We start from the raw sequence: 18,206 nt of genomic DNA, 5'->3' as shown, positions 1-18,206 counted from the left end.
ATATAAACAGCACCCCGGCTTGATTCTGGCCCTTAACCCTTTATTTATTGCCTGAAGCAATCATTTATAATTAACTGTGATGACTTAGCCGTTGGAGGTGAAGGTTGCAGCAGCTGATTGATGAAATGGCGCAGCGGGTAATACGACATGCCGCTGACGGTCGCAAGGAGACGGCAATTCCCCGGCTGGGCATCGGGGTGATCAGAGCGGAAAAAGCGCCGGTGATGACCGGCTGCGGTTCCGGCGCCTGCCTGGTGCTACAGGGCAGTAAGCAGATGCTGGTCGGCAACCAGCTGCTGGATTACCGCGCCGGCAGCTGTTTTGTTTCGCTGATTGATTTACCGACCACGCGCATCCAATATGAAAATAAAAGCAGCGGGCCCTATATTGCCACCAGCCTGAAATTCGACCACGCTCTGTTTACCTCGGTACTGGCAGAGTTGCCTGCTCAACGCGCCGCCAGGATCAATCCGGGCTACCACCTGGCCGCCGTTTCAGAGCCGCTGCTGCATTCATGGAATAGCCTGCTGGCGCTGCTGGATACGCCCGACGATATCCCCTTTCTGGCGGCGCTGCGCGAACGCGAACTGGTCTATCGCCTGATTCAAAGCCCCCACGGTCCTTTACTACGCCAAATCGCCGCGCGTGAAGGTCGTCTGATGCAGATCGGCAGCGCGCTGCACTGGCTGCGCATCCACTTCGACCAACGGATCGCGGCACAGGAGCTGGCCAATATCGCCGGTATGAGCCTACCATCGTTTAACCGCCACTTTCGTCTTGCGACCGGCACCAGCCCGCTGCAATATCAGAAAACGCTGCGTCTGCAGGCCGCCAGACGCCTGTTACTCAATAACCAGGATGCGATTCAGGCGGCGTTCGCCGTCGGCTATGAGAGCCCTTCTCAGTTCAGCCGCGAATATGCCCGTCTTTATGGTAAGTCGCCGAAAAAAGATGCCGCCGGGCTGCGGGCAGGGATCGGGCTAATCCCGGAAAACCTTATCTGAGTCAGGCCGCTCAATAGCGTGGCCGCAGCGCTATTTTTTTCACCGGCAGCTGATTACACTAGCGGCTGTGCCAACGCAAACTCAGGGAGAGCGACTGCATGAGCAAGAAAATTATTTTGGACTGCGATCCGGGTCACGATGACGCGATCGCCCTGCTACTGGCTCACGGTAACCCGCAGATTGAGCTGCTGGCGGTCACCACCGTCGTCGGCAATCAGACGCTGGAAAAGGTTACCCGCAACGCGCTGGCAGTCGCGCGCATCGCCAACATTACCGGCGTCCCCTTTGCCGCCGGCTGTGACCGGCCGCTGGTGAGAAAAATTGAGGTGGCGCCGGAGATACACGGCGATTCGGGGCTGGACGGCCCGACGCTGCCGGAGCCAAACATCGAACTGGACCCGCGTCACGCCGTTGATCTGATTATCGAACTCATTATGTCGCATCCACCGCACACCATCACCCTGGTGCCCACCGCTGGCCTGACTAACATTGCCATGGCGGCGCGCCGGGAGCCGCGTATCGTTGAGCGGGTGAAAGAGGTGGTGCTGATGGGCGGCGGCTATCACACCGGCAACTGGAGCGCAGTGGCCGAGTTCAACATTATTATCGATCCGGAAGCGGCGCATATCGTGTTTAACGAGCGCTGGCCGCTGCTGATGGTCGGCCTCGATCTGACGCACCAGGCGTTGGCCACCCCGGAGGTTATCGAAAAAATCAGCGCTATCGGCACCGGACCGGCGCGCTTCGTGCTGGATCTGCTGGCATTTTTTGGCAAAACCTATAAGCAGGCGCAGGGCTTTGACTTTCCGCCGGTTCACGATCCCTGCGCCGTTGCCTGGGTCATCGACCCGGCCGTCATGACGGTAAAAACCGTTCCGGTCGACATCGAGCTGCGCGGCACGCTGACCACCGGCATGACCGTGACAGACTTTCGCCGCCCGGCGCCGCCGGACTGCCACACCCGGGTGGCGGTTGAGCTGGACAAGGACTATTTCTGGCGCATGGTAACCGACGCGCTGCAGCACATTGGCGAGGTCCCCATTGCGCCATGAATAAAACGCTGTACGACGCCTTTCGCTGTCTCAACCTGCTGGCTAACGGCGATCGTCCTTACGGCATTCGTGAGATGGGCCGCGAGCTGGGGCTCGATTCGGCCAAAGTGACCCGACTGATGCAAACCCTGCTGGCGCTGGAGATGGTACAGCAGGATGCTAAGCGTAAATACCGCCTTGGCATCGGCCTGCATCGTCTGTCAGCCAGCGCTATCCATAACTCAGCGTTTTACAATGCCATTATCGATATGCTGGAAGAGACCGGCAGCCATTCGATATCGATCGTGATTGGCGTGCTAAGCGGCAGCAACGTGGTGTATTTAATCCATACGCGCGGCGGGAAAAGCATCGCCCGCGCCATTGGCAATTATGAATCGTTTCCCATTCACGATTCGGTTATCGGCATCAAGCTGCTTTCCGCCATGAGCGATGAAGAGATCGTCGCCCGCATCGGCATTCACGATTACCGCCTGTTGCAGAAGGATATTGAAGAAGCGCGCCGTCACCAGGTATTTGGCAAAGCCTGGAGCGCGACGGATTATCGTCTGGCCTGCAATATTCCGGGTATGCAGGCCGCCATTGCGCTGTCCAATATCAGCGGCGACCGGCTGGACATCGACAGCCTGCGCCGCTTTCTCATTTCTGCGGCCAAAAGAATCAGCGGCGAATCTTTTCCGACGATTTAACCGCCCCGCCGCACGCATTAAACCTGTTCGGCAAACACCGCGTTCAGCCCGGCAAGCAGCGCGCTCTCGGCCTCAAGGGTGGTACAGGGGAGATCCAGCGCCTCACATACCTGGCGATAAAGCGGCAGCAGCGTAGCGCTACCGCTGAAGCACACGCTTTCCGTTTGCGGATGTCCGCTCAGCACTTCGTGTCCCATCAGCAGGCCGGACAGCCAGGACGATGCCGAAGCCGGGTCGAGAACGCCGAGAACATAGCGACCGCGACAGCGGAACAGCTCGCTAATCAGGGTAGTGCTTCCCCGGTAAACATCCTGCGCAACTTCCACGCCGGCAAGGAACGCTGCCGGCGAGGCCGTTTGCGGCGGCAATCCTTTTCCCACCACCGAATGATTTAGCGCCAGCTGATAAAGCTCGCCGGTCATCAGGGTGGTAAGACTTGCTACCCGCTGGCGCGGGCGATCAACACGCATCCATTTACTGTGATTACCCACAACCGCGAAGACCTGCGCGTCGCTCAGCGTCAGGCCGCCCGCCAGCTGCATCTCTTCACCGCGACAGATTTCATTCACTCGCCGATCGCAAATTCCCGGCCGCAGCGTCAGCGGATTGCTCAGTATCCCCGGCAGCGCCTGCCCCCGGGTCAGCAACTCGCTAAAATCGAGCGGCAGCGCCAGGTAGCCGGCATCGGCAATGCCGATATTGCTGCCCACCATGCCGCACAGCATCACCGGCAGCTGCGGGTCCCAGCCATGCTCCAGCCGCTGCAATTGCTGGCGCAGGATCGCCGGCAGCGCCGCGCGTTCGCAGCGTCCGACACCGCAATGATCCTCCACGCTGGCAGCCACCTTGCCGTCGCGCACGCTCAGCGCGCGAAAATGGGCGGTGCCCCAGTCAACGGCGATATAGTTCATGGCTGCGGCTCCAGCACGGCCAGCGGCAGAGCATCAGTGAGATCTTGCAGCTCCTGACGCGTGGTGTCATCGATACCCTTCGCCGGTTCGCGCACCGTATCGCTGGCAAACAAGCCCGCCCGCTGTAGTACCGTTTTGTGGATCGCCACGCCAATTCCCGGCTGCACGCCGTAGCGCAGAAACGGCAGATAACGGTAAAACAGCCGCTGCGCCTCGCGGCGGTCCTGCGCCCAGGCGCGCAGAATGGCATTAATCACATCGGGAAACTCGCAGGCTGGCATGGTACCAATGATGCCGCGGCGCAGCTCCTCATAGAGGAAACCGGCGTTGAGGCCGCCGAACAGCCCGACGCTATCGCCCAGTGTCTGCTTCAGGGCGCTAATTTTCAGCGTAGTGGGCGGCTGTTCCACCTTGATATATTTTACCTGGGGAAAATCCTGACAAATGCTGACCAGCGTCGGCACCGACATCGTGACGCCGGTCATCAGCGGCGCGTCCTGGATCATAATGTCGATATCGCAGCGGGCGCAGATATCGCGCCAGAAGCGATAAGTTTCATCAGGGCCGGGTTTCACTACCGACGGCGGATTGACCATCGCCACCTGCGCTCCCCAACTCTGAACGCGCAAAATATCTTCAATCGCTACCGTCGCCGAGGCGCCGCCCGCCGCTGCGACCAGCGGGAGCGCGCCGCATAAGCGTTTAACGCAGGCAAACAGCTCGGCTTTCTCATCAAGGGTCAGCGCGTAACCCTCCGAGGCATTGCCAAACAGCGCCAGACCATCAATGCCCTGCCGCAGCAGGAACTTCACCAGTTTTTCAATCGAGGCCAGATCCAGCGCCCCCTGTTGGTCAAATGCCGTTGCCAGAATTGGCACGTTACCTTTTAACATGTTCCCTCCATCACGGATTCCCTGACCCGCTGTTCATCAATTTCAATTCCCAGACCGTTGCCCTGCGGCAGCTGATAATGGCCCTGGGTGCAGGTCAGCGGTTCCTTCAGTAGCTGGTTGGCAATCGCAAACACCGGCGGCTGATATTCCAGCATAAATAAGTTGGGGATCGCCGCCGCCACGTGGATTGAGGCGGCAATGCAGGGACCGAGGCCAACGCTCAGATGCGGCGCTACCTGTAGATTCCAGGTTTCGGCCAGCGAGGCGATATGCATCAGCTCGCTGATACCGGTACGCCCAACGTCGGGCTGCAGAATGTCGACGGCGCGCTGCTCGATAAAGGGCTTAAACTGATAGCGGGTGCGCTCGGTCTCGCCCAGGGCAATCGCAATGGGACTTTTCGCCCGCAGCTCGCGGTGGCCGGCAATGTCTTCCGGCAGCAGCGGGGCTTCGATAAAGCCGACGCCGAGGGGCTGTAATGCCTGAGCCAGCTCAGCGGCCTGCGCGACGCTGTAGTTCCAGTGAGCATCGAGAAATAGCTGCGCCTCCTCGCCGATAGCGGCGCGAATAGCGCGTACGTTAGCAATGTCCTGCTGCACACCGTAGCCCAGCGCCAGCTTCACGGCGTTAAACCCCTGCTGTTGCCAGCGCTTTGCCAGCTCACAGCGCTGCGCCAGCTCCGCTTCGGGCAGGCCGGAGACATAGCAGGGCACGCTCTGGCGATAGGCGCCGCCCAACAGCTGATAAACCGGCTGACCCAGAATGTTGCCTTTCAGATCCCAAAGCGCGATATCCACCGCCGCAATGGCGTCCACGTGATAGCCAGTAATGTTGCCGCGATCGCGCATCGAGTCGTACATGCGCGAGTTGTGTACCGCGCTGGCAAATGGCGACTGGCCGATCAGCAGCGGCGCAAACAGATGATTTATCAGCTGCGCCACGACCTGCGGCACCACCGGTGACAGCGCCTCACCCCAGCCGATATGCCCGTCGTCGGTGGTAATTTTCACCAGGCAGGTTTCCATCTTGCGTGAATAAACGCAGCGATATTCAGGACGGTAGTAGTAATCGCTGTCGTGCCCCTCGACGCTGCCGCCTAAGTAGGCCTGCTGCGGGGTTACCTTTAACGGAAAACATTCAACGTTACTGATCTTCATAACAACTCCGGTTGAGGTTAATCCAGCACCTTGCCGGCGGTTTCTTTAGCGAACCACACGGTAATAAAGGTAATAATTGCGGTGATAATCACATACCAGGCGGGCGATAACGGATCGCCGGTGAGCGAGATCAGACTGGCGGACGCCAGCGGCGTTACGCCGCCAAACAGTGCCACCGTCAGGTTATAGGCAATAGCAATGCTGCCGTAGCGGATGGCGGTCGGGAAAAGTTCGACCATCGCCGCGCCGCAGCCACCGTTAAACATGGCAACGAATATCCCCAGCATGCTCATGGCGACGATCGACGAAGTGACGGAACCCTGGCTCATTACCAGCATCGCCGGATACGTCAGCAGTATGAAGCCGGCGCAGCCCAGCAGCATCAGCGGGCGTCGACCAAAGCGGTCGGAAAGATAGCCGGAAATCGGCATACAGACGGCAACGCTCAGCAGGCCAAGGGTGGTTATCAGATACGAGTCGGTACGGCTGTAATGCAGATGAGTGGATAAATAGCCGGGCATAAAGGATTGCAGTACCCAGCTGCTGACCGCTTTCACCACCACAAAACCGCAGCAGAACAGCAGCGCACTCATCGCGGTGGACAGGCTGGTGCGCAGCGGCGAACTCTCCAGCTTACCGCTGTCGCGCAGTTTGTGAAATTCCGCCGAGTCTTCCATATTGCGACGCATATAAAGCCCGCCAAGGCCAAGGGGCGCCGCCAGCAGGAAAGGTATGCGCCAGCCCCAGTCATTCATCGCCGCCTCTCCCAGCAGGTGAGTCAGCAACAGCACCAGACCGGAGCCGACGACGAAGGCCATAAAGCTGAAGTTTTCGCTCCAGCAGGTAAGGGTCGCACGCCGGTTTGGCGCCGCGCTTTCCGCAAGATAGGTGATGACGCCGGAGCTTTCACCACCGGCGGCAAAGCCCTGCACCAGCCGGGTCAGCACCAGCAATATTGGCGCGAGCATTCCGGCCTGCTGCCAGCCGGGGAGAATCCCCATGACGAAAGTCGATGCCGACGTAATCACGATCACCGTCACCAGCACCTTACGCCGGCCGTGGCGATCGCCCATCGAGCCAAAAAACAGCCCGCCGAGTGGGCGCATCAGAAATCCAGAGCCAAACACGGCAAAGGACTTCAGCAGCGCCACGGCAGGATCGCTGCCGACGAAAAAGTTACTGGCAATGACCGCCGCCAGCGTGCCGTACAGCCCGAAATCAAACCATTCAATAAAATGGCCGATGCCAGCGGACATCATAATTTTAACAATGCTGCCTGGCGGCCTGTTTTGCTGCTGTGCCTGGTAATCAACTGCATACTGGCTATCTGTTTGTTGCATGTAGCCTCCGGAGGGTAGAGGAGTTTCCCGTCTGTCACGGTTGTTATCTGTTTGTCGAGTGTAGAGAACGCCGGCTCCGCTACCAGCGTCACTGCGGGTTGCGTGAGGTCAGTCAAAGATTGAAATGGCTTTTTGCTTCACATAGTGAAGCAAACTACGGTAAGGGGTTAGTGCGATGATGATTTATGGCGTCGCAAGCGCAAGCGCTAGCTGGTCGCCAGCAGCCGGGAAAATCTGATGATGAGGTTAATCAATCGGCTTGCGATCGGCGCCGTTGACTGGATGGGCGGGCGTTCGCCGGGGCGGCTCGATGGCGTTTAAAAGACGGCAGGCAGCGCATTGCCACCCGCCTTCACCGCCAGGCTTAACGCGCTGCGCGCAGGATAAAATCCGCGCCCCTTTCGCCAATCATTATCGCCGCCGCGTTGGTGTTAGTTGAAATCATCTCCGGCATGACCGAGGCGTCGATCACCCGCAGCCGCCGCACGCCGTTAACCCTGAGCTGAGGGTCCACCACCGCCTGAGCGTCATTTCCCATACGGCAGGTGCCAACCGGATGAAACACCGTGCCGCCCTTCTGCCTGGCGAACGCTTCCAGCTGTGTAGCGCTGGCAATCTGGCTGCCCGGCAGATACTCATCGGCGGTAATCAGCGAGCGAAAGCTGGGCTGATGATAAATATCACGCAGTATGTTAAGCCCCGCCACCAGGGTTTTTGCATCCAGCGAGTCGGCCAGATAGTTGGCATAAATGCGCGGCGGCGCCAGCGGATCGGCGCTGGCAAGGCTGACCGTGCCGCTCGACAGCGGGCGACACTGGGTGGCCGAAGCGGAAAAGCCGGAAAAACGATGAAGCGCATCGCCAGGCTTATCGACCGACAGCGGCATCACGTTGAATAACACGTCGGGACGGCCGTTTTCCGCATGCTGCGTCGCCACCAGACCGCCCACCTGACCGGCGCCGACAGTTAAGGGACCGCGCTGGGCAAACAGCCACTCTGCCCCCATCTGCGCCAGCTTCAGCGGATTACGCACGTCATCATTAAGCGACATCGGCCGCCGAAGTTTGACGATCACCCGCACCTGATAATGATCGCGCAGGTTACATCCCACCTCCGGGGCATGCACCTGGGTTTTGATCCCCAGCGCCCGCAGCTGCGTCTCATCGCCAATGCCTGAAAGCTGTAGTAGCTGCGGCGACTGAATCGCGCCGGCGCTGAGAATGGTCTCCTGCTGCGCCCGGGCGCTGAATGCGCGCCCGTTTTGTAGCCAGGCCACGCCGCTCGCACTGTCGTTGTCAAAAAGGATTTGCGTCACCTGGGCGCCGGTCACCACCGTTAGGTTCGGCCGCTGCATAACGGGGTGCAGAAATGCGGTTGCAGCACTGCATCGCCAGTGACCGCGCAGCGTCAGCTGATAAGGCCCGAGGCCCGCATCATTTTCACCGTTAAAATCATCGGTGCGCGCGAAGCCCGCCTCGCTGCCAGCCTGCAACCATGCTTCACAATAGGCGTGATTATTGCGCAGATTACTCACGCTTAATTCCCCGGACGCGCCGTGCCAGGCGGTTTCACCACCGGCATAGCGCTCCGAGCGTTTAAACCACGGCAGCACGTCGTTAAACGCCCATCCATCGGCGCCTTTGGCCTGCCAGTCATCGTAATCCGCCCGCTGGCCGCGAATATAAAGTAAGCCGTTTATCGCGCTGGAGCCGCCCAGCACCCTGCCGCGCGGCCAGACGATAGGGCGCATAGCGGTGTTCGCTTCCGGCTCCAGATCAAACTGCCACGAGAAGCGCTTGTCATAGATACTGCGAAAATAGCCAACCGGCAGCTTCAGCCAAAAATGATTATCCCGTCCGCCCGCCTCCAGCAGCAAAACCCGACAGTTGGGGTCTGCGCTGAGACGATTAGCCAGTACGCACCCGGCGGATCCCGCGCCGACAATAATGTAGTCATAAACGCCAAACTGCTGCATCACCCATCCCCCATTAACGACTTAATACTGTAAGCGGCGGCGGCCGCATTAATTTCTGGATTCACAGAACATCTTGCGAAATCCGTGATGTATGCCTCGTACCCGCCGGTTATTACGACTTGCCTAAGTAATAACCTGATTAGTACTATAAGCCATACTTTGTTACTTTAATACGGTTGTTTGGCTCTTACGCGGTCCGGTTGTTCGCCACGTGATAATTCGCACAGTTTTAAGTAAAGCCGCGGCTTTCTTTATCTTTCCGCGCGCCTGGTGCAATGACGCAGTTAACTTATTCGCTATTAATCAGGAGGTAAGGATGGAAAAGCTGGTAATAAGAACCGCAAAGGATATTGAAAACTTTGTCGATGCGCATCCATCCGGTAAACGGACGTTGCTGTTGACCTTCGTTGCGCTGGGTGGAATTTTCGTTGATGCCTACGACTTTGCCAGCCTTGGGGTGGGCATCGTACAGCTACGCCAGGCGTTTCATCTGTCACCGGCTCAGGTCGGCCTGATTACCGCCATTATGGCATTAGGCGCCTGCCTCGGCGGCGTGATCGGCGGCCGCTATATCGACCGGCTGGGACGCTTTAAAATCTTAATTATTAACGTGGCGCTTCTGGTGATTTCCGCCATCGGCGCCGCTCTCTCGGTAAATTTTGAAATGCTGTTGATATTCCGCTTACTGATGGGTATCGGCGTAGGCCTGGATTTCCCCGTAGCGCTCAGCTACGTGGCGGAAATTGTTAATAAGCGTTCTGAAAACGCCAGCGTCGGCGGCTGGCAGGTTATGTGGTACGTCGCCGCCTCGTGCAGCGGCCTCGCCATTTTACCGCTCGATAGCGGTATTTTCGGCGAACATTTATGGCGTTTTGCAATTGGCTTTGGCGCTATACCGGCATTTATCATTCTGCTTTTACGCTATTTTTATGCCGATGAGAGTCCGCGCTGGGCGGCGAATAACCTGCCGCTGTCGAAGGCCGCGCAGATTGTGGCGAAAACCTATAACATCGAAGTTGAGGTGATTCCCGGCCATGAGCAGGTAAAAGCAAAAAGTAGCGGCAAGCTTGCCATCCTGTTTTCACCGCGCTACCGGCTGCGTACCCTGCTGATATCAGCAATATGTATTACCCAAGCCATTGAATATTTCTCCGTCGGTTTTAATCTGCCCTCGATATCGCAATCTATTTTTGGCAATACCATGGATAACGCCATTCTCGGCGCGATATTCTTCAACCTGTTTGGTATTGCCGGCGCCTCGCTCGGTGCCTGGCTGTCCGGTAAGTTTGGCGTACGTAGAATGGCCATTTTTGGCTATGCCATCGTCATCCTGAGCCTGCTGCTGTTCAGCATGAGCCATACGCCGCTGCTGATGGCCGTACTGCTGGCGCTGATGATTTTTGGTCATTCAATCGGCCCCGGCCAGGGCATGACGCTCGCTACACTTTCCTACCCTACCGAGCTGCGCGGGCTGGGCTCCGGCTGGGGCCAGGGCATGGCGCGCGGCGGCAGCATTGTCGGTTTCTTCCTGTTCCCGCTGCTGGTCGCCACCTCCGGCATGGCTTCTACGCTGATGTGGGTGGCCGTGGTGCCGCTGGTGGGTATTGTTATCGCGCTGTTCATCCGCTGGGATCCGGACCGACTGCCGCAGGAAGATCTGCGCGGGGCAAAAACCAGCGTCAGCTGATAAACTTGCCCGCAACCAACCTGCCGGCAATCACCGGCGTCGCCTGAGTGGAGAAATATCTCCACTCAGGTAAAATGGACGCTCCATTTGTCGATAAGGTAACCGCTGCCGATGTGCGCCCAAGGAAGCCGTTCCAGCCCTGTCCCCCTTTACTTGCAGATTGCAGATGCGATACGGCAACGCATTATGCTGGACGTATGGCCCGCCGGCTCCAGTATTCCCACGCTTGAAGAGCTGGCGCTGGAATTTAACGTCGCCAGAGTCACCGTTCGCCAGGCCGTTCAGCTGTTAACCAGCGAAGGCATCTTAGCGCCGCGTCGCGGTAAAGGTACCCTGGTTAATGGCCTGTCACAGCTGCGTATTCCGGTAAAAATGGTGGCAACCCTCGATGAGCTGGGCGATATGTACCGCAGCACCACCCCCGAGCTGCTACTTATGGAAGAGTATGCCCGCCGGCCCGCAATGAATAAAAAAGAGGGCAAGCTGTGTAAAAACTATATCTATATGAAAAGGTTACACAGACAGGCCAATATTCCCTACTGCGTTATCTCCATCTACCTCGATGAGCGCATCTTCAGCCTTTATCCCGACCAGTTTCGTCAGCAAACGGTGATCCCGATTTTGCTGGATAACCTGCGCGATCAGATTAAAGCGGTACGTCAGGTCATGACGCTGGCGGGCAGCGACGCCGAAACCAGCCACCTGCTACGCATTCCGATTAGTTCACCGATTGCGAACGTCAGGCGGCTGTTTACCAACCACAGCGATGAGATTATTTATTACGCCGAAGTCGTGTATCGCGGTGATGCAATCAGCCTGGAAATGGAATTGAAAGTCTGATGATTCAGGCTTCTGAAGCCCGTCAAGTGGAGAACCCGTCAGGCCGGTAAGCGCCAATCGCTTACCGGCTTTTTTTCAGGCGTAGCGGTTATAAACCGCATGCTCGGTGGTATAGAAGCGAAAGGCGGTCGGCCCGACTGAATATTCCCCCACGCCGGAGGCTTTAATGCCGCCAAAAGGCATGTGATTATCCGGCACCGTACCGTGATTAATATGGATCATTCCACTCTGGCAACCCTGGATAAAGCGTTCCACCAGGCCGTTATCCTGGGTAAACAATGCGCTGGTCAGACCGTATTCAACGGAATTATTAATCGCCAGCGCCTGGTCAAAGTCATCATAAGCTTGCAGCGTAATAACCGGGCCAAATACCTCTTCCCGGGCAATTTCCATGCTGCTGTTCACATCGCACAGTAGCGTTGGCAGATAGAAAAAGCCCTGCTCAGCACCGCCAGGCTTTGTACTCTCGCCGCCGCAGGCCAGCCGGGCGCCTTCGCTAATGGCTCGCCTGACCATCTCATCCACTTTTTGCAGGTGCGGGCGATGGATCAGCGGACCAACGCTGACGTCCGCCGTCATACCGTTACCCACCACCAGCTGCGATAACTGTTTGACCAACTCCGCTTCAACCGCGGCGAGATGTTTACGCTGCACCAGCACCCGGCTGATACTGGTACAACGCTGGCCGCTGCAAGCTAAGGCCGCACCGGTAACTGCGGCAATGACGGCCTGAAGATCGGCGTAATCATGGATGATGGCGGCATTTTTCCCGCCCAGTTCCAGCGAAACTTTCGCCAGATGCGTCGCCGCCTGCTGATAGATTTTCTTGCCTACCGCTACCGATCCGGTAAAGGTAATGCCATCCACCTGAGGGTGGCTGACCAACTGGGCGCCAATCACCGCGTCGCCGGTTATCAGCTGAAAAACGCCTGCGGGCAGGGTATCGTCGGCACAGCTGGCAATCAGACAGGCCGCTGCTGGCGTAAACTCAGACGGTTTGAGAATAATAGCATTGCCAAAAATTAGCGCCGGCGCCAGCTTACGCATCGGTGTTAATACCGGGAAATTCCAGGGCGTAATGGCGGCAACAACCCCGAGCGGCCGGTAGCGTACTGAATTGGTCCATCCGGCGCGCGCCGAGGGCATAATCATCCCCAGAGGCTGACTGCCGAACGCCATCATCATCCGCGCTTCGCCGCAGGATTTGCTGACTTCGCCCAGCGCTTCTTTCAGCGGCTTGCCCTGTTCAAGCACGATGGCGCGGGCTATCTCTTCTTTGCGCTGCTCGATCGCCGTCACAAAGTTGCTAACATGAGCCAGCCGTTCAATTTGCGGCAGCGCGCCCCACGCCTGCTGCGCGCTGCTTGCCGCCGCAATAACTGCCTCAAGCTCTGCCGGCGAGGTGAAGGTATAGCGCCCGGTCTGTTCTTCAGGACAGGCAGGATTAAATGTCTCCCACGTCTCGCCGGCAGCATCCTGCCATCCATTAGCGGTGTACTTTCCGAAACAGTAAGGGATTGTTTGCATACAGTCTCCAGAGCGGTTTACAGGGTAAGTTAAAAGTACTATAAACCATACTTTACAACAAAAGAAGTTTTCGCTAACGTCTTTCAATACGCACTGACACCGTGGAGCATAAAGTATTATGAGATCAGAAAGTTACAGCCATACACAGCAGAACAATATTCATCTGGCTAGCATTGAGACTTTCATTTTACGCTTTCCGCTTGCCACGCCGGTGCGTACCTCTTTTGGCGTTATGCCCGCCCGCCCGGCGGTTTTTGTCAGGGTTACCGATCGTGATGGCATCAGCGGCTGGGGTGAAGCCTGGTGTAACTTTCCCGCCTGCGCCGCCGAATATCGCCAGGCGTTAATAACAGAAGTGTTGTCCCCCTTAGCCTGTAAGCATATTTTCCCCAGTCCCCAGGCACTGTTTGCCAGCCTCAGCCAGCAAACCGCCGTCCTTACTTTGCAATCCGGCGACCATGGGCCAATGGCGCAGGCGATTGCCGCCATTGATATTGCCGTATGGGATATGTGCGCCCGTAAAGCCGGGCAGCCGCTGTGGCGCTATCTTGGCGGCAGCCAGGATACGGTAACCAGCTATGCCAGCGGCATTAATCCGACGGGATCGGAAGAGCTTATACGACAAAAGATCGCGGAAGGTTATAACGCCTTTAAGATGAAGGTCGGGTTTGACAGCGAGCAGGATTACCACTCAGTAAGTATGCTGCGGGAGATAATCGGTCACGATCGCCGGCTGATGCTTGATGCTAATCAGGGCTGGTCGCCGCAGGATGCGCTGGCGTCAGTGCTCAGGCTTGCCGAATTCTCGCCACTGTGGATTGAAGAGCCGCTCCGCGCCGACAGCACGCCGCAGACGTGGCGCGAACTGGCCGAAGGCAGCCCAATCCCGCTGGCGGCCGGTGAAAATATCGCCGGACATAATGCGTTCTGTCAGGCAATGGATAACTTCGGTCTGCGGGTTATCCAGCCTGATATTGCCAAATGGGGCGGCCTCAGCGGCGTCCTCGCGCTATTACCAGAAATAAAACGACGCCAGCTCCAATACTGCCCGCACTATCTGGGCGGCGGCATCGGCCTGCTGGCTTCGGCGCACCTGCTGGCGGCCAGCGACATGCCCGACGGCATGCTGGAAGTGGACGCAAACCCTAACCCGCTGCGCCACGCGCTGTGCGGGCCGCTGGCGCACCCTGTTCAGGGCGTGGTCGCCTTAGGAGACGCCGCCGGGCTGGGCATTGAACCTGATATTGATGCCATCAAAGATCGGCTGGCCGGTTAGCGCTGCCAGCCAGCGGGGGCTGGCGTTAATTAACCGGTAACCGCTGGCGGGTTGCCGTACTCCTGCGCGCGCTGCTGATTAGAAGCCGTATATAGCTGCTGATAGTTGCCGCGCTGTTCGGCAAAGCGTAAAGCTTTTGCCGCCTCTACCACGATTTCACCATTTTCCGGCGGCGCCCACAGCAGCGCTATAGTCTGTTCGATATAATCGTCAAGCGGCATGGCGCGCGGGTCGTTGCCGCGTTTTTCACCTTGTAATCCGGTCTGCACCCAGGGCGGGATGATCTCCAGCACTTTAACGCGAGTAGCGCTCAGCTGAAAGCGCAGCGACTGCGTGTAAGAATGCAGTGCGGCCTTAGTGGCGCTGTAGGTGGGTATCATCGCCGAAGGTACAAAGCCCAGGGCTGAGGTAACGTTAATTAAGGTGGACTCAGGGCGTGTCAGTAAATAGGGCAGCAGCGCAGCGGTAAGGCGGATTGGCCCCAACAGGTTGCTGGTAATTTGCGCCTCAGCCAGCGCAACCTCGCCCAGCTGCAGATTTTCTGAACGCTGAATGCCGGCGTTATTGATCACCACGTTCAGTTCGGGATAGCGGCGAATAATTTCAGCCGCAAAGCGTGTGATATCAGCGGCATCGCTTTGATCCAGCGTCATCACCTCAATTGACGGATTCGCTGCTTTAACCTCGCTGAGCGCGGCGAGCGTTCTGCCAGCGATAATCACCCGGTTGCCCATGGCACTTAGCTTTTCAGCCAGACCGCGGCCAATGCCGGTACCACCGCCGGTTATCAGGATAGTGCTGTTGGTAAACGTCATAAATCTCTCTCCGCATGGTTTCCGCGCCATCATGGCAAGGAACCTTATCTTGCCAGTCGGAGTGAGATTATCTATGCTCAGAAATCCATTTTTTCCTACCATTCATCCCAAAGACGATGGACATAATTGAAGAAGTCATAGCCTGTCTGCAGCTGCAAAGCACCGTTTTTTGCCGTATGACGCTGTCGGGCCGTTGGGGATTCGCCAAAGATGCCTTGCCAGGCGTACCGTTTCATATCGTCATGGCGGGCCAGGCGCTGATTGAGAAGAAAGCCAGCGGAGAACACATCTGGCTGCGACCGGGAGACATGGCAATCTTTCCGGGCGGTGATGCCCATAACCTGCTTTACGATCGCGACGCTCCTGCGCTGCCGTTTAAGTCGGTGCTGGCCTCTTTTGGCGCCAGCCCCTGGCGGCCAGGCATGCGCTTTCAAACCCGAACCTTGCACATTGGCGACGGCACCCTTGAGAGAACCGTGCTGATATCCGGCATATTTTATTTTGGCGAACGCCGCTATAACCCGCTGCTACAGGGACTGCCGGAAGTCATGCTATTTAAAGGAGACCAGTCCTGCGGCGCGCAGGCTACAATGGGCGCCGCCGTGGCCCTGCTTGACGCTGAGCTGCAAAATACCAGCCCAGGCCAGATGACCGTGGCCGGTCGCTTAAGCGATGTGATATTAATTTACGCCCTGCGCGCCTGGCTGGAGACCGGCGCTAAAAACGGCCATCCGGGCCTGCTACGCGGCCTGGCTGACGCGAATATCGGCAGGGTCTTGCAGGCGATACATCAGCGGCCATCAGCGCGCTGGTCGCTCAGCGATATGGCCGCGCAGGCCGGGCAGTCCCGTTCGCGCTTCGCGGCGCATTTTAAAACGCTGATGGGTACGTCCCCCATGGCCTACGTCACCGACTGGCGCATGCGGCAGGCAGCGCAATCACTCCAGCAAAGCGCTTCCAGCACCGCAACCATCGCCCAGCAAACTGGCTACGGTTCGGAAGTGACCTTCAGTAAGGCCTTCAGCAAGTGGGCGGGATGTTCACCTGCCAGATACCGCAAAAGCGGCGATCCGATCATCCGCCACAGCGCAGGCGCGGAGGATTAAGGCTTCGGTCGAGGCAATGGGATGCCGGTTTACTCTGGGGATCCGTCTGCGGAACTGCTGATATGCCGGGAAAAATAGTCTGCCAGCAGGTCGATACAGGCTTTGATACGCGGCGATCCCGAAGGCCTGCGGGTATAGACCGCCCAGATATTGGCCTCCTGATACCACTGCGGTAACAGCTGTACCAGCTCGCCGCTGGCCAGATGGCTCGCCACGTCCCAGGCCGAGCGCAGCGCAATGCCGTTGCCGCGCAGCGCCCAGTCCAGCACCACGCTGCCGCTGTTTGAAAGGTGGCGGCTATTCAGGCGACAGACCACCTGCTGTTGCCCGTCGGTCAGCGGCCAGCGGCCAAATACCGCGTTGCGCTCCTGGATCATCAGGCACTGATGATGGCTGAGATCGTCAAGCGACTGCGGCACGCCGGCGCGGCGCAAATAGTCCGGCGATGCGCACAGAATGCGTCGGTTATCGGCCAGCTTGCGCGCGATATACAGCTCGTTAATGTCATCGCCGACGTGAATCTCAATATCCACCCCCTCTTCTACCAGATTTACCGGCTTATCGCTGAGCATCAGCTTTAGGTTAATATCCGGATAGCGGTGGATCAGTTCAGATAGCGCCGGCGCCATATATTTATGACCAAAGCCGAACGAGCAGCTGATGGTCAAATTGCCCGCCAGCGCGCCCTGCTGGCGTTCGAGGTGGCTGACAAAGCCGTCCATTTCATCAACAACCCGCATCGCGCCGGACAGCGCGTGCTCCCCTTCAGGCGTCAGGCGTATTGCCCGGCTATTGCGAGAAAACAGACTGACGCCCAGCCGCTTTTCCAGCACTGCAATGCGTTTGCTGATATAGGAGGGCGACAGCCCCAGTTCCTGCGCGGCGCGGCTAAACCCCGCCAGCCGCGCCACGGTAATAAATACGTACAGGTCTTCAACCAAAGGCCAGCGTTCAAAGGGCTGGCCGCTCGCGTCTGTGGATTTCATAGCCTGTCAGCGTGATGATGGATAACAGGCAAACTTATAGCACTGTTTGTAAGAAGTGCTGAAGCCTTTGCACAAACAGCTGGGGAATTTCTTCCTGCGGCGAATGGCCGCAGGGCAGCGCTTCACCGCAAATATCACGGGCCTTATCGCGCCAGGTTTCCGGAACGTCATATAGCTGACCGACCGTGCTCTTCTCCCCCCACAGCAGCATCAGCGGACACTGAATACGCTTATCGGCGTCGGCGGCATCGTCATCTAAATCAACCGACGCCGACGCCCGGTAGTCTTCACAGACCGCGTGGATCATCTGCGGCTGCCGATAGCAGCGCAGATAGTCATTAAACGCGGCCTCTTCCGTGGCGCCCGGCGTCTTCAACTGCCCGCTGATATGTTTACGCAGAAAAAACGCCGCATCATGCCCGATTAGGGTTTCCGGCAAGGGCGCGGGTTGTATCAGAAAAAACCACCAGAAATAGTGCGTGGCAAAGGTTTTATCCGTCAGCGCATACATGGTGGCCGTCGGTGCGATATCAATAAAGACGCAGGCAGAAAGCCTGTCGGGATAATCCAGCGCCAGCCGGTGGCCAACGCGCGCGCCGCGATCGTGACCAACGAAGGCGAAGCGTGAATAGCCGAGCGCCTGCAGCAAGCGCGCCACATCCTGCGCCATGCTGCGCTTGGAATAGCAGCGATGCCCGGCGTCACCAGCAGGTTTGTCGCTGTCGCCGTACCCGCGCAGGTCCGGCAGAATCACCCGGTAATATTGCGCCAGCTGCGGGGCGATTTTGCGCCAGGTAATATGATTTTGCGGGTGACCGTGTAGCAGCACCAGCGGCGGGCCTTCTCCGCCAGTCGCAACCCGCAGCCGGATACCGTTATCCAGCCTGACATCGCTTAAGACAAAGCCGGGAATAAAAGGTGAGTCTCCCAGCGCGGAAATATTTGCCACAG

At 58.0% G+C, this 18,206-nt stretch carries 16 protein-coding genes; 7 read left to right on the top strand and 9 right to left on the bottom strand.

Annotated features, from left to right (window positions below):
* The first annotated feature begins 104 nt into the window (after nt 1-104).
* The 3 genes from BTJ39_RS02710 to BTJ39_RS02700 all read left to right on the top strand — a co-directional run bounded on the left by BTJ39_RS02710 (nt 105) and on the right by BTJ39_RS02700 (nt 2,742).
* The gene (locus tag BTJ39_RS02710; protein ID WP_078001113.1) at nt 105-1,004 is read left to right on the top strand and encodes an AraC family transcriptional regulator; all 900 of its coding nucleotides are present in this window, start codon (nt 105-107) and stop codon (nt 1,002-1,004) included.
* 98 nt (nt 1,005-1,102) lie between these two features.
* A complete protein-coding gene (uriH, locus tag BTJ39_RS02705) occupies nt 1,103-2,056 on the top strand; it encodes a uridine-preferring nucleoside hydrolase UriH (RefSeq protein ID WP_078001112.1) in 954 nt (317 codons plus the stop codon).
* Nucleotides 2,053-2,742: a helix-turn-helix domain-containing protein gene (locus BTJ39_RS02700; RefSeq protein WP_078001111.1), complete on the top strand. Its 690-nt coding sequence runs from the start codon at nt 2,053-2,055 to the stop codon at nt 2,740-2,742. The genes uriH and BTJ39_RS02700 overlap by 4 nt, the downstream gene beginning before the upstream one ends.
* Nucleotides 2,743-2,759: 17 nt before the next feature.
* Here the strand turns inward: BTJ39_RS02700 and BTJ39_RS02695 are convergent, their stop codons facing one another.
* The 5 genes from BTJ39_RS02695 to BTJ39_RS02675 all read right to left on the bottom strand — a co-directional run bounded on the left by BTJ39_RS02695 (nt 2,760) and on the right by BTJ39_RS02675 (nt 9,018).
* The gene (locus tag BTJ39_RS02695) at nt 2,760-3,653 is read right to left on the bottom strand and encodes a 2-dehydro-3-deoxygalactonokinase (protein WP_078001110.1); all 894 of its coding nucleotides are present in this window, start codon (nt 3,651-3,653) and stop codon (nt 2,760-2,762) included.
* Nucleotides 3,650-4,546 carry a dihydrodipicolinate synthase family protein gene (locus tag BTJ39_RS02690; RefSeq protein WP_078001109.1) on the bottom strand — a complete coding sequence of 299 codons (897 nt, stop codon included), beginning with the start codon at nt 4,544-4,546 and terminating at the stop codon, nt 3,650-3,652. The genes BTJ39_RS02695 and BTJ39_RS02690 overlap by 4 nt, the downstream gene beginning before the upstream one ends.
* On the bottom strand, nt 4,540-5,703 hold the full coding sequence (locus BTJ39_RS02685; RefSeq protein WP_078001108.1) for a mandelate racemase/muconate lactonizing enzyme family protein: 1,164 nt from the start codon (nt 5,701-5,703) through the stop codon (nt 4,540-4,542). Before BTJ39_RS02685 ends, BTJ39_RS02690 begins: the two co-directional genes overlap by 7 nt.
* 17 nt (nt 5,704-5,720) lie before the next feature.
* Nucleotides 5,721-7,043 carry an MFS transporter gene (locus BTJ39_RS02680; RefSeq protein WP_078001107.1) on the bottom strand — a complete coding sequence of 441 codons (1,323 nt, stop codon included), beginning with the start codon at nt 7,041-7,043 and terminating at the stop codon, nt 5,721-5,723.
* Between the two features lie 364 nt (nt 7,044-7,407).
* The gene (locus tag BTJ39_RS02675; protein WP_078001106.1) at nt 7,408-9,018 is read right to left on the bottom strand and encodes a GMC family oxidoreductase; all 1,611 of its coding nucleotides are present in this window, start codon (nt 9,016-9,018) and stop codon (nt 7,408-7,410) included.
* Nucleotides 9,019-9,334: 316 nt separating this feature from the next.
* Here BTJ39_RS02675 and BTJ39_RS02670 point away from each other — a divergent pair, with 316 nt between their 5' ends.
* Both BTJ39_RS02670 and BTJ39_RS02665 read left to right on the top strand, forming a co-directional pair.
* Nucleotides 9,335-10,705, top strand: a complete 1,371-nt coding sequence (locus tag BTJ39_RS02670) for an MFS transporter (RefSeq protein ID WP_078001105.1) — start codon at nt 9,335-9,337, stop codon at nt 10,703-10,705.
* 111 nt (nt 10,706-10,816) lie between these two features.
* Nucleotides 10,817-11,545: a GntR family transcriptional regulator gene (locus BTJ39_RS02665; RefSeq protein ID WP_078001104.1), complete on the top strand. Its 729-nt coding sequence runs from the start codon at nt 10,817-10,819 to the stop codon at nt 11,543-11,545.
* A gap of 75 nt (nt 11,546-11,620) precedes the next feature.
* Here the strand turns inward: BTJ39_RS02665 and BTJ39_RS02660 are convergent, their stop codons facing one another.
* Nucleotides 11,621-13,072 (bottom strand): aldehyde dehydrogenase family protein, encoded by a 1,452-nt coding sequence (locus BTJ39_RS02660; protein WP_078001103.1) that lies wholly within the window; start codon nt 13,070-13,072, stop codon nt 11,621-11,623.
* A 118-nt stretch (nt 13,073-13,190) separates the two neighbouring features.
* Between BTJ39_RS02660 and BTJ39_RS02655 the strand changes: the two genes are divergently transcribed.
* A complete protein-coding gene (locus BTJ39_RS02655; RefSeq protein WP_078001102.1) occupies nt 13,191-14,348 on the top strand; it encodes a mandelate racemase/muconate lactonizing enzyme family protein in 1,158 nt (385 codons plus the stop codon).
* Nucleotides 14,349-14,377: 29 nt separating this feature from the next.
* Here BTJ39_RS02655 and BTJ39_RS02650 read toward each other — a convergent pair whose 3' ends face one another.
* Nucleotides 14,378-15,163 carry an SDR family oxidoreductase gene (locus tag BTJ39_RS02650; RefSeq protein ID WP_078001101.1) on the bottom strand — a complete coding sequence of 262 codons (786 nt, stop codon included), beginning with the start codon at nt 15,161-15,163 and terminating at the stop codon, nt 14,378-14,380.
* A 116-nt stretch (nt 15,164-15,279) separates the two neighbouring features.
* Here BTJ39_RS02650 and BTJ39_RS02645 point away from each other — a divergent pair, with 116 nt between their 5' ends.
* Entirely contained in the window at nt 15,280-16,269 is a 990-nt protein-coding gene (locus BTJ39_RS02645) for an AraC family transcriptional regulator (protein ID WP_078001100.1), read from the top strand.
* A gap of 29 nt (nt 16,270-16,298) precedes the next feature.
* Here BTJ39_RS02645 and BTJ39_RS02640 read toward each other — a convergent pair whose 3' ends face one another.
* On the bottom strand, nt 16,299-17,255 hold the full coding sequence (locus tag BTJ39_RS02640; RefSeq protein WP_078001099.1) for a LysR family transcriptional regulator: 957 nt from the start codon (nt 17,253-17,255) through the stop codon (nt 16,299-16,301).
* 34 nt (nt 17,256-17,289) lie between these two features.
* On the bottom strand, nt 17,290-18,204 hold the full coding sequence (locus BTJ39_RS02635; protein WP_078001098.1) for an alpha/beta fold hydrolase: 915 nt from the start codon (nt 18,202-18,204) through the stop codon (nt 17,290-17,292).
* Nucleotides 18,205-18,206: the final 2 nt, after the last annotated feature.

Source organism: Izhakiella australiensis, assembly GCF_002006995.1.
Lineage (GTDB): Bacteria > Pseudomonadota > Gammaproteobacteria > Enterobacterales > Enterobacteriaceae > Izhakiella > Izhakiella australiensis.
This window is presented reverse-complemented; position numbering and strand designations above follow the sequence as displayed.

What these genes read in the sequence shown, in the direction of transcription:
- uriH (WP_078001112.1), top strand. Translation starts at nt 1,103, where the DNA reads ATGAGCAAGAAAATTATTTTGGACTGCGATCCGGGTCACGATGACGCG.
- BTJ39_RS02700 (WP_078001111.1), top strand. Translation starts at nt 2,053, where the DNA reads ATGAATAAAACGCTGTACGACGCCTTTCGCTGTCTCAACCTGCTGGCT.
- BTJ39_RS02695 (WP_078001110.1), bottom strand. Translation starts at nt 3,653, where the DNA reads ATGAACTATATCGCCGTTGACTGGGGCACCGCCCATTTTCGCGCGCTG.
- BTJ39_RS02690 (WP_078001109.1), bottom strand. Translation starts at nt 4,546, where the DNA reads ATGTTAAAAGGTAACGTGCCAATTCTGGCAACGGCATTTGACCAACAG.
- BTJ39_RS02685 (WP_078001108.1), bottom strand. Translation starts at nt 5,703, where the DNA reads ATGAAGATCAGTAACGTTGAATGTTTTCCGTTAAAGGTAACCCCGCAG.
- BTJ39_RS02680 (WP_078001107.1), bottom strand. Translation starts at nt 7,043, where the DNA reads ATGCAACAAACAGATAGCCAGTATGCAGTTGATTACCAGGCACAGCAG.
- BTJ39_RS02675 (WP_078001106.1), bottom strand. Translation starts at nt 9,018, where the DNA reads ATGCAGCAGTTTGGCGTTTATGACTACATTATTGTCGGCGCGGGATCC.
- BTJ39_RS02670 (WP_078001105.1), top strand. Translation starts at nt 9,335, where the DNA reads ATGGAAAAGCTGGTAATAAGAACCGCAAAGGATATTGAAAACTTTGTC.
- BTJ39_RS02665 (WP_078001104.1), top strand. Translation starts at nt 10,817, where the DNA reads ATGTGCGCCCAAGGAAGCCGTTCCAGCCCTGTCCCCCTTTACTTGCAG.
- BTJ39_RS02660 (WP_078001103.1), bottom strand. Translation starts at nt 13,072, where the DNA reads ATGCAAACAATCCCTTACTGTTTCGGAAAGTACACCGCTAATGGATGG.
- BTJ39_RS02655 (WP_078001102.1), top strand. Translation starts at nt 13,191, where the DNA reads ATGAGATCAGAAAGTTACAGCCATACACAGCAGAACAATATTCATCTG.
- BTJ39_RS02650 (WP_078001101.1), bottom strand. Translation starts at nt 15,163, where the DNA reads ATGACGTTTACCAACAGCACTATCCTGATAACCGGCGGTGGTACCGGC.
- BTJ39_RS02645 (WP_078001100.1), top strand. Translation starts at nt 15,280, where the DNA reads ATGGACATAATTGAAGAAGTCATAGCCTGTCTGCAGCTGCAAAGCACC.
- BTJ39_RS02640 (WP_078001099.1), bottom strand. Translation starts at nt 17,255, where the DNA reads ATGAAATCCACAGACGCGAGCGGCCAGCCCTTTGAACGCTGGCCTTTG.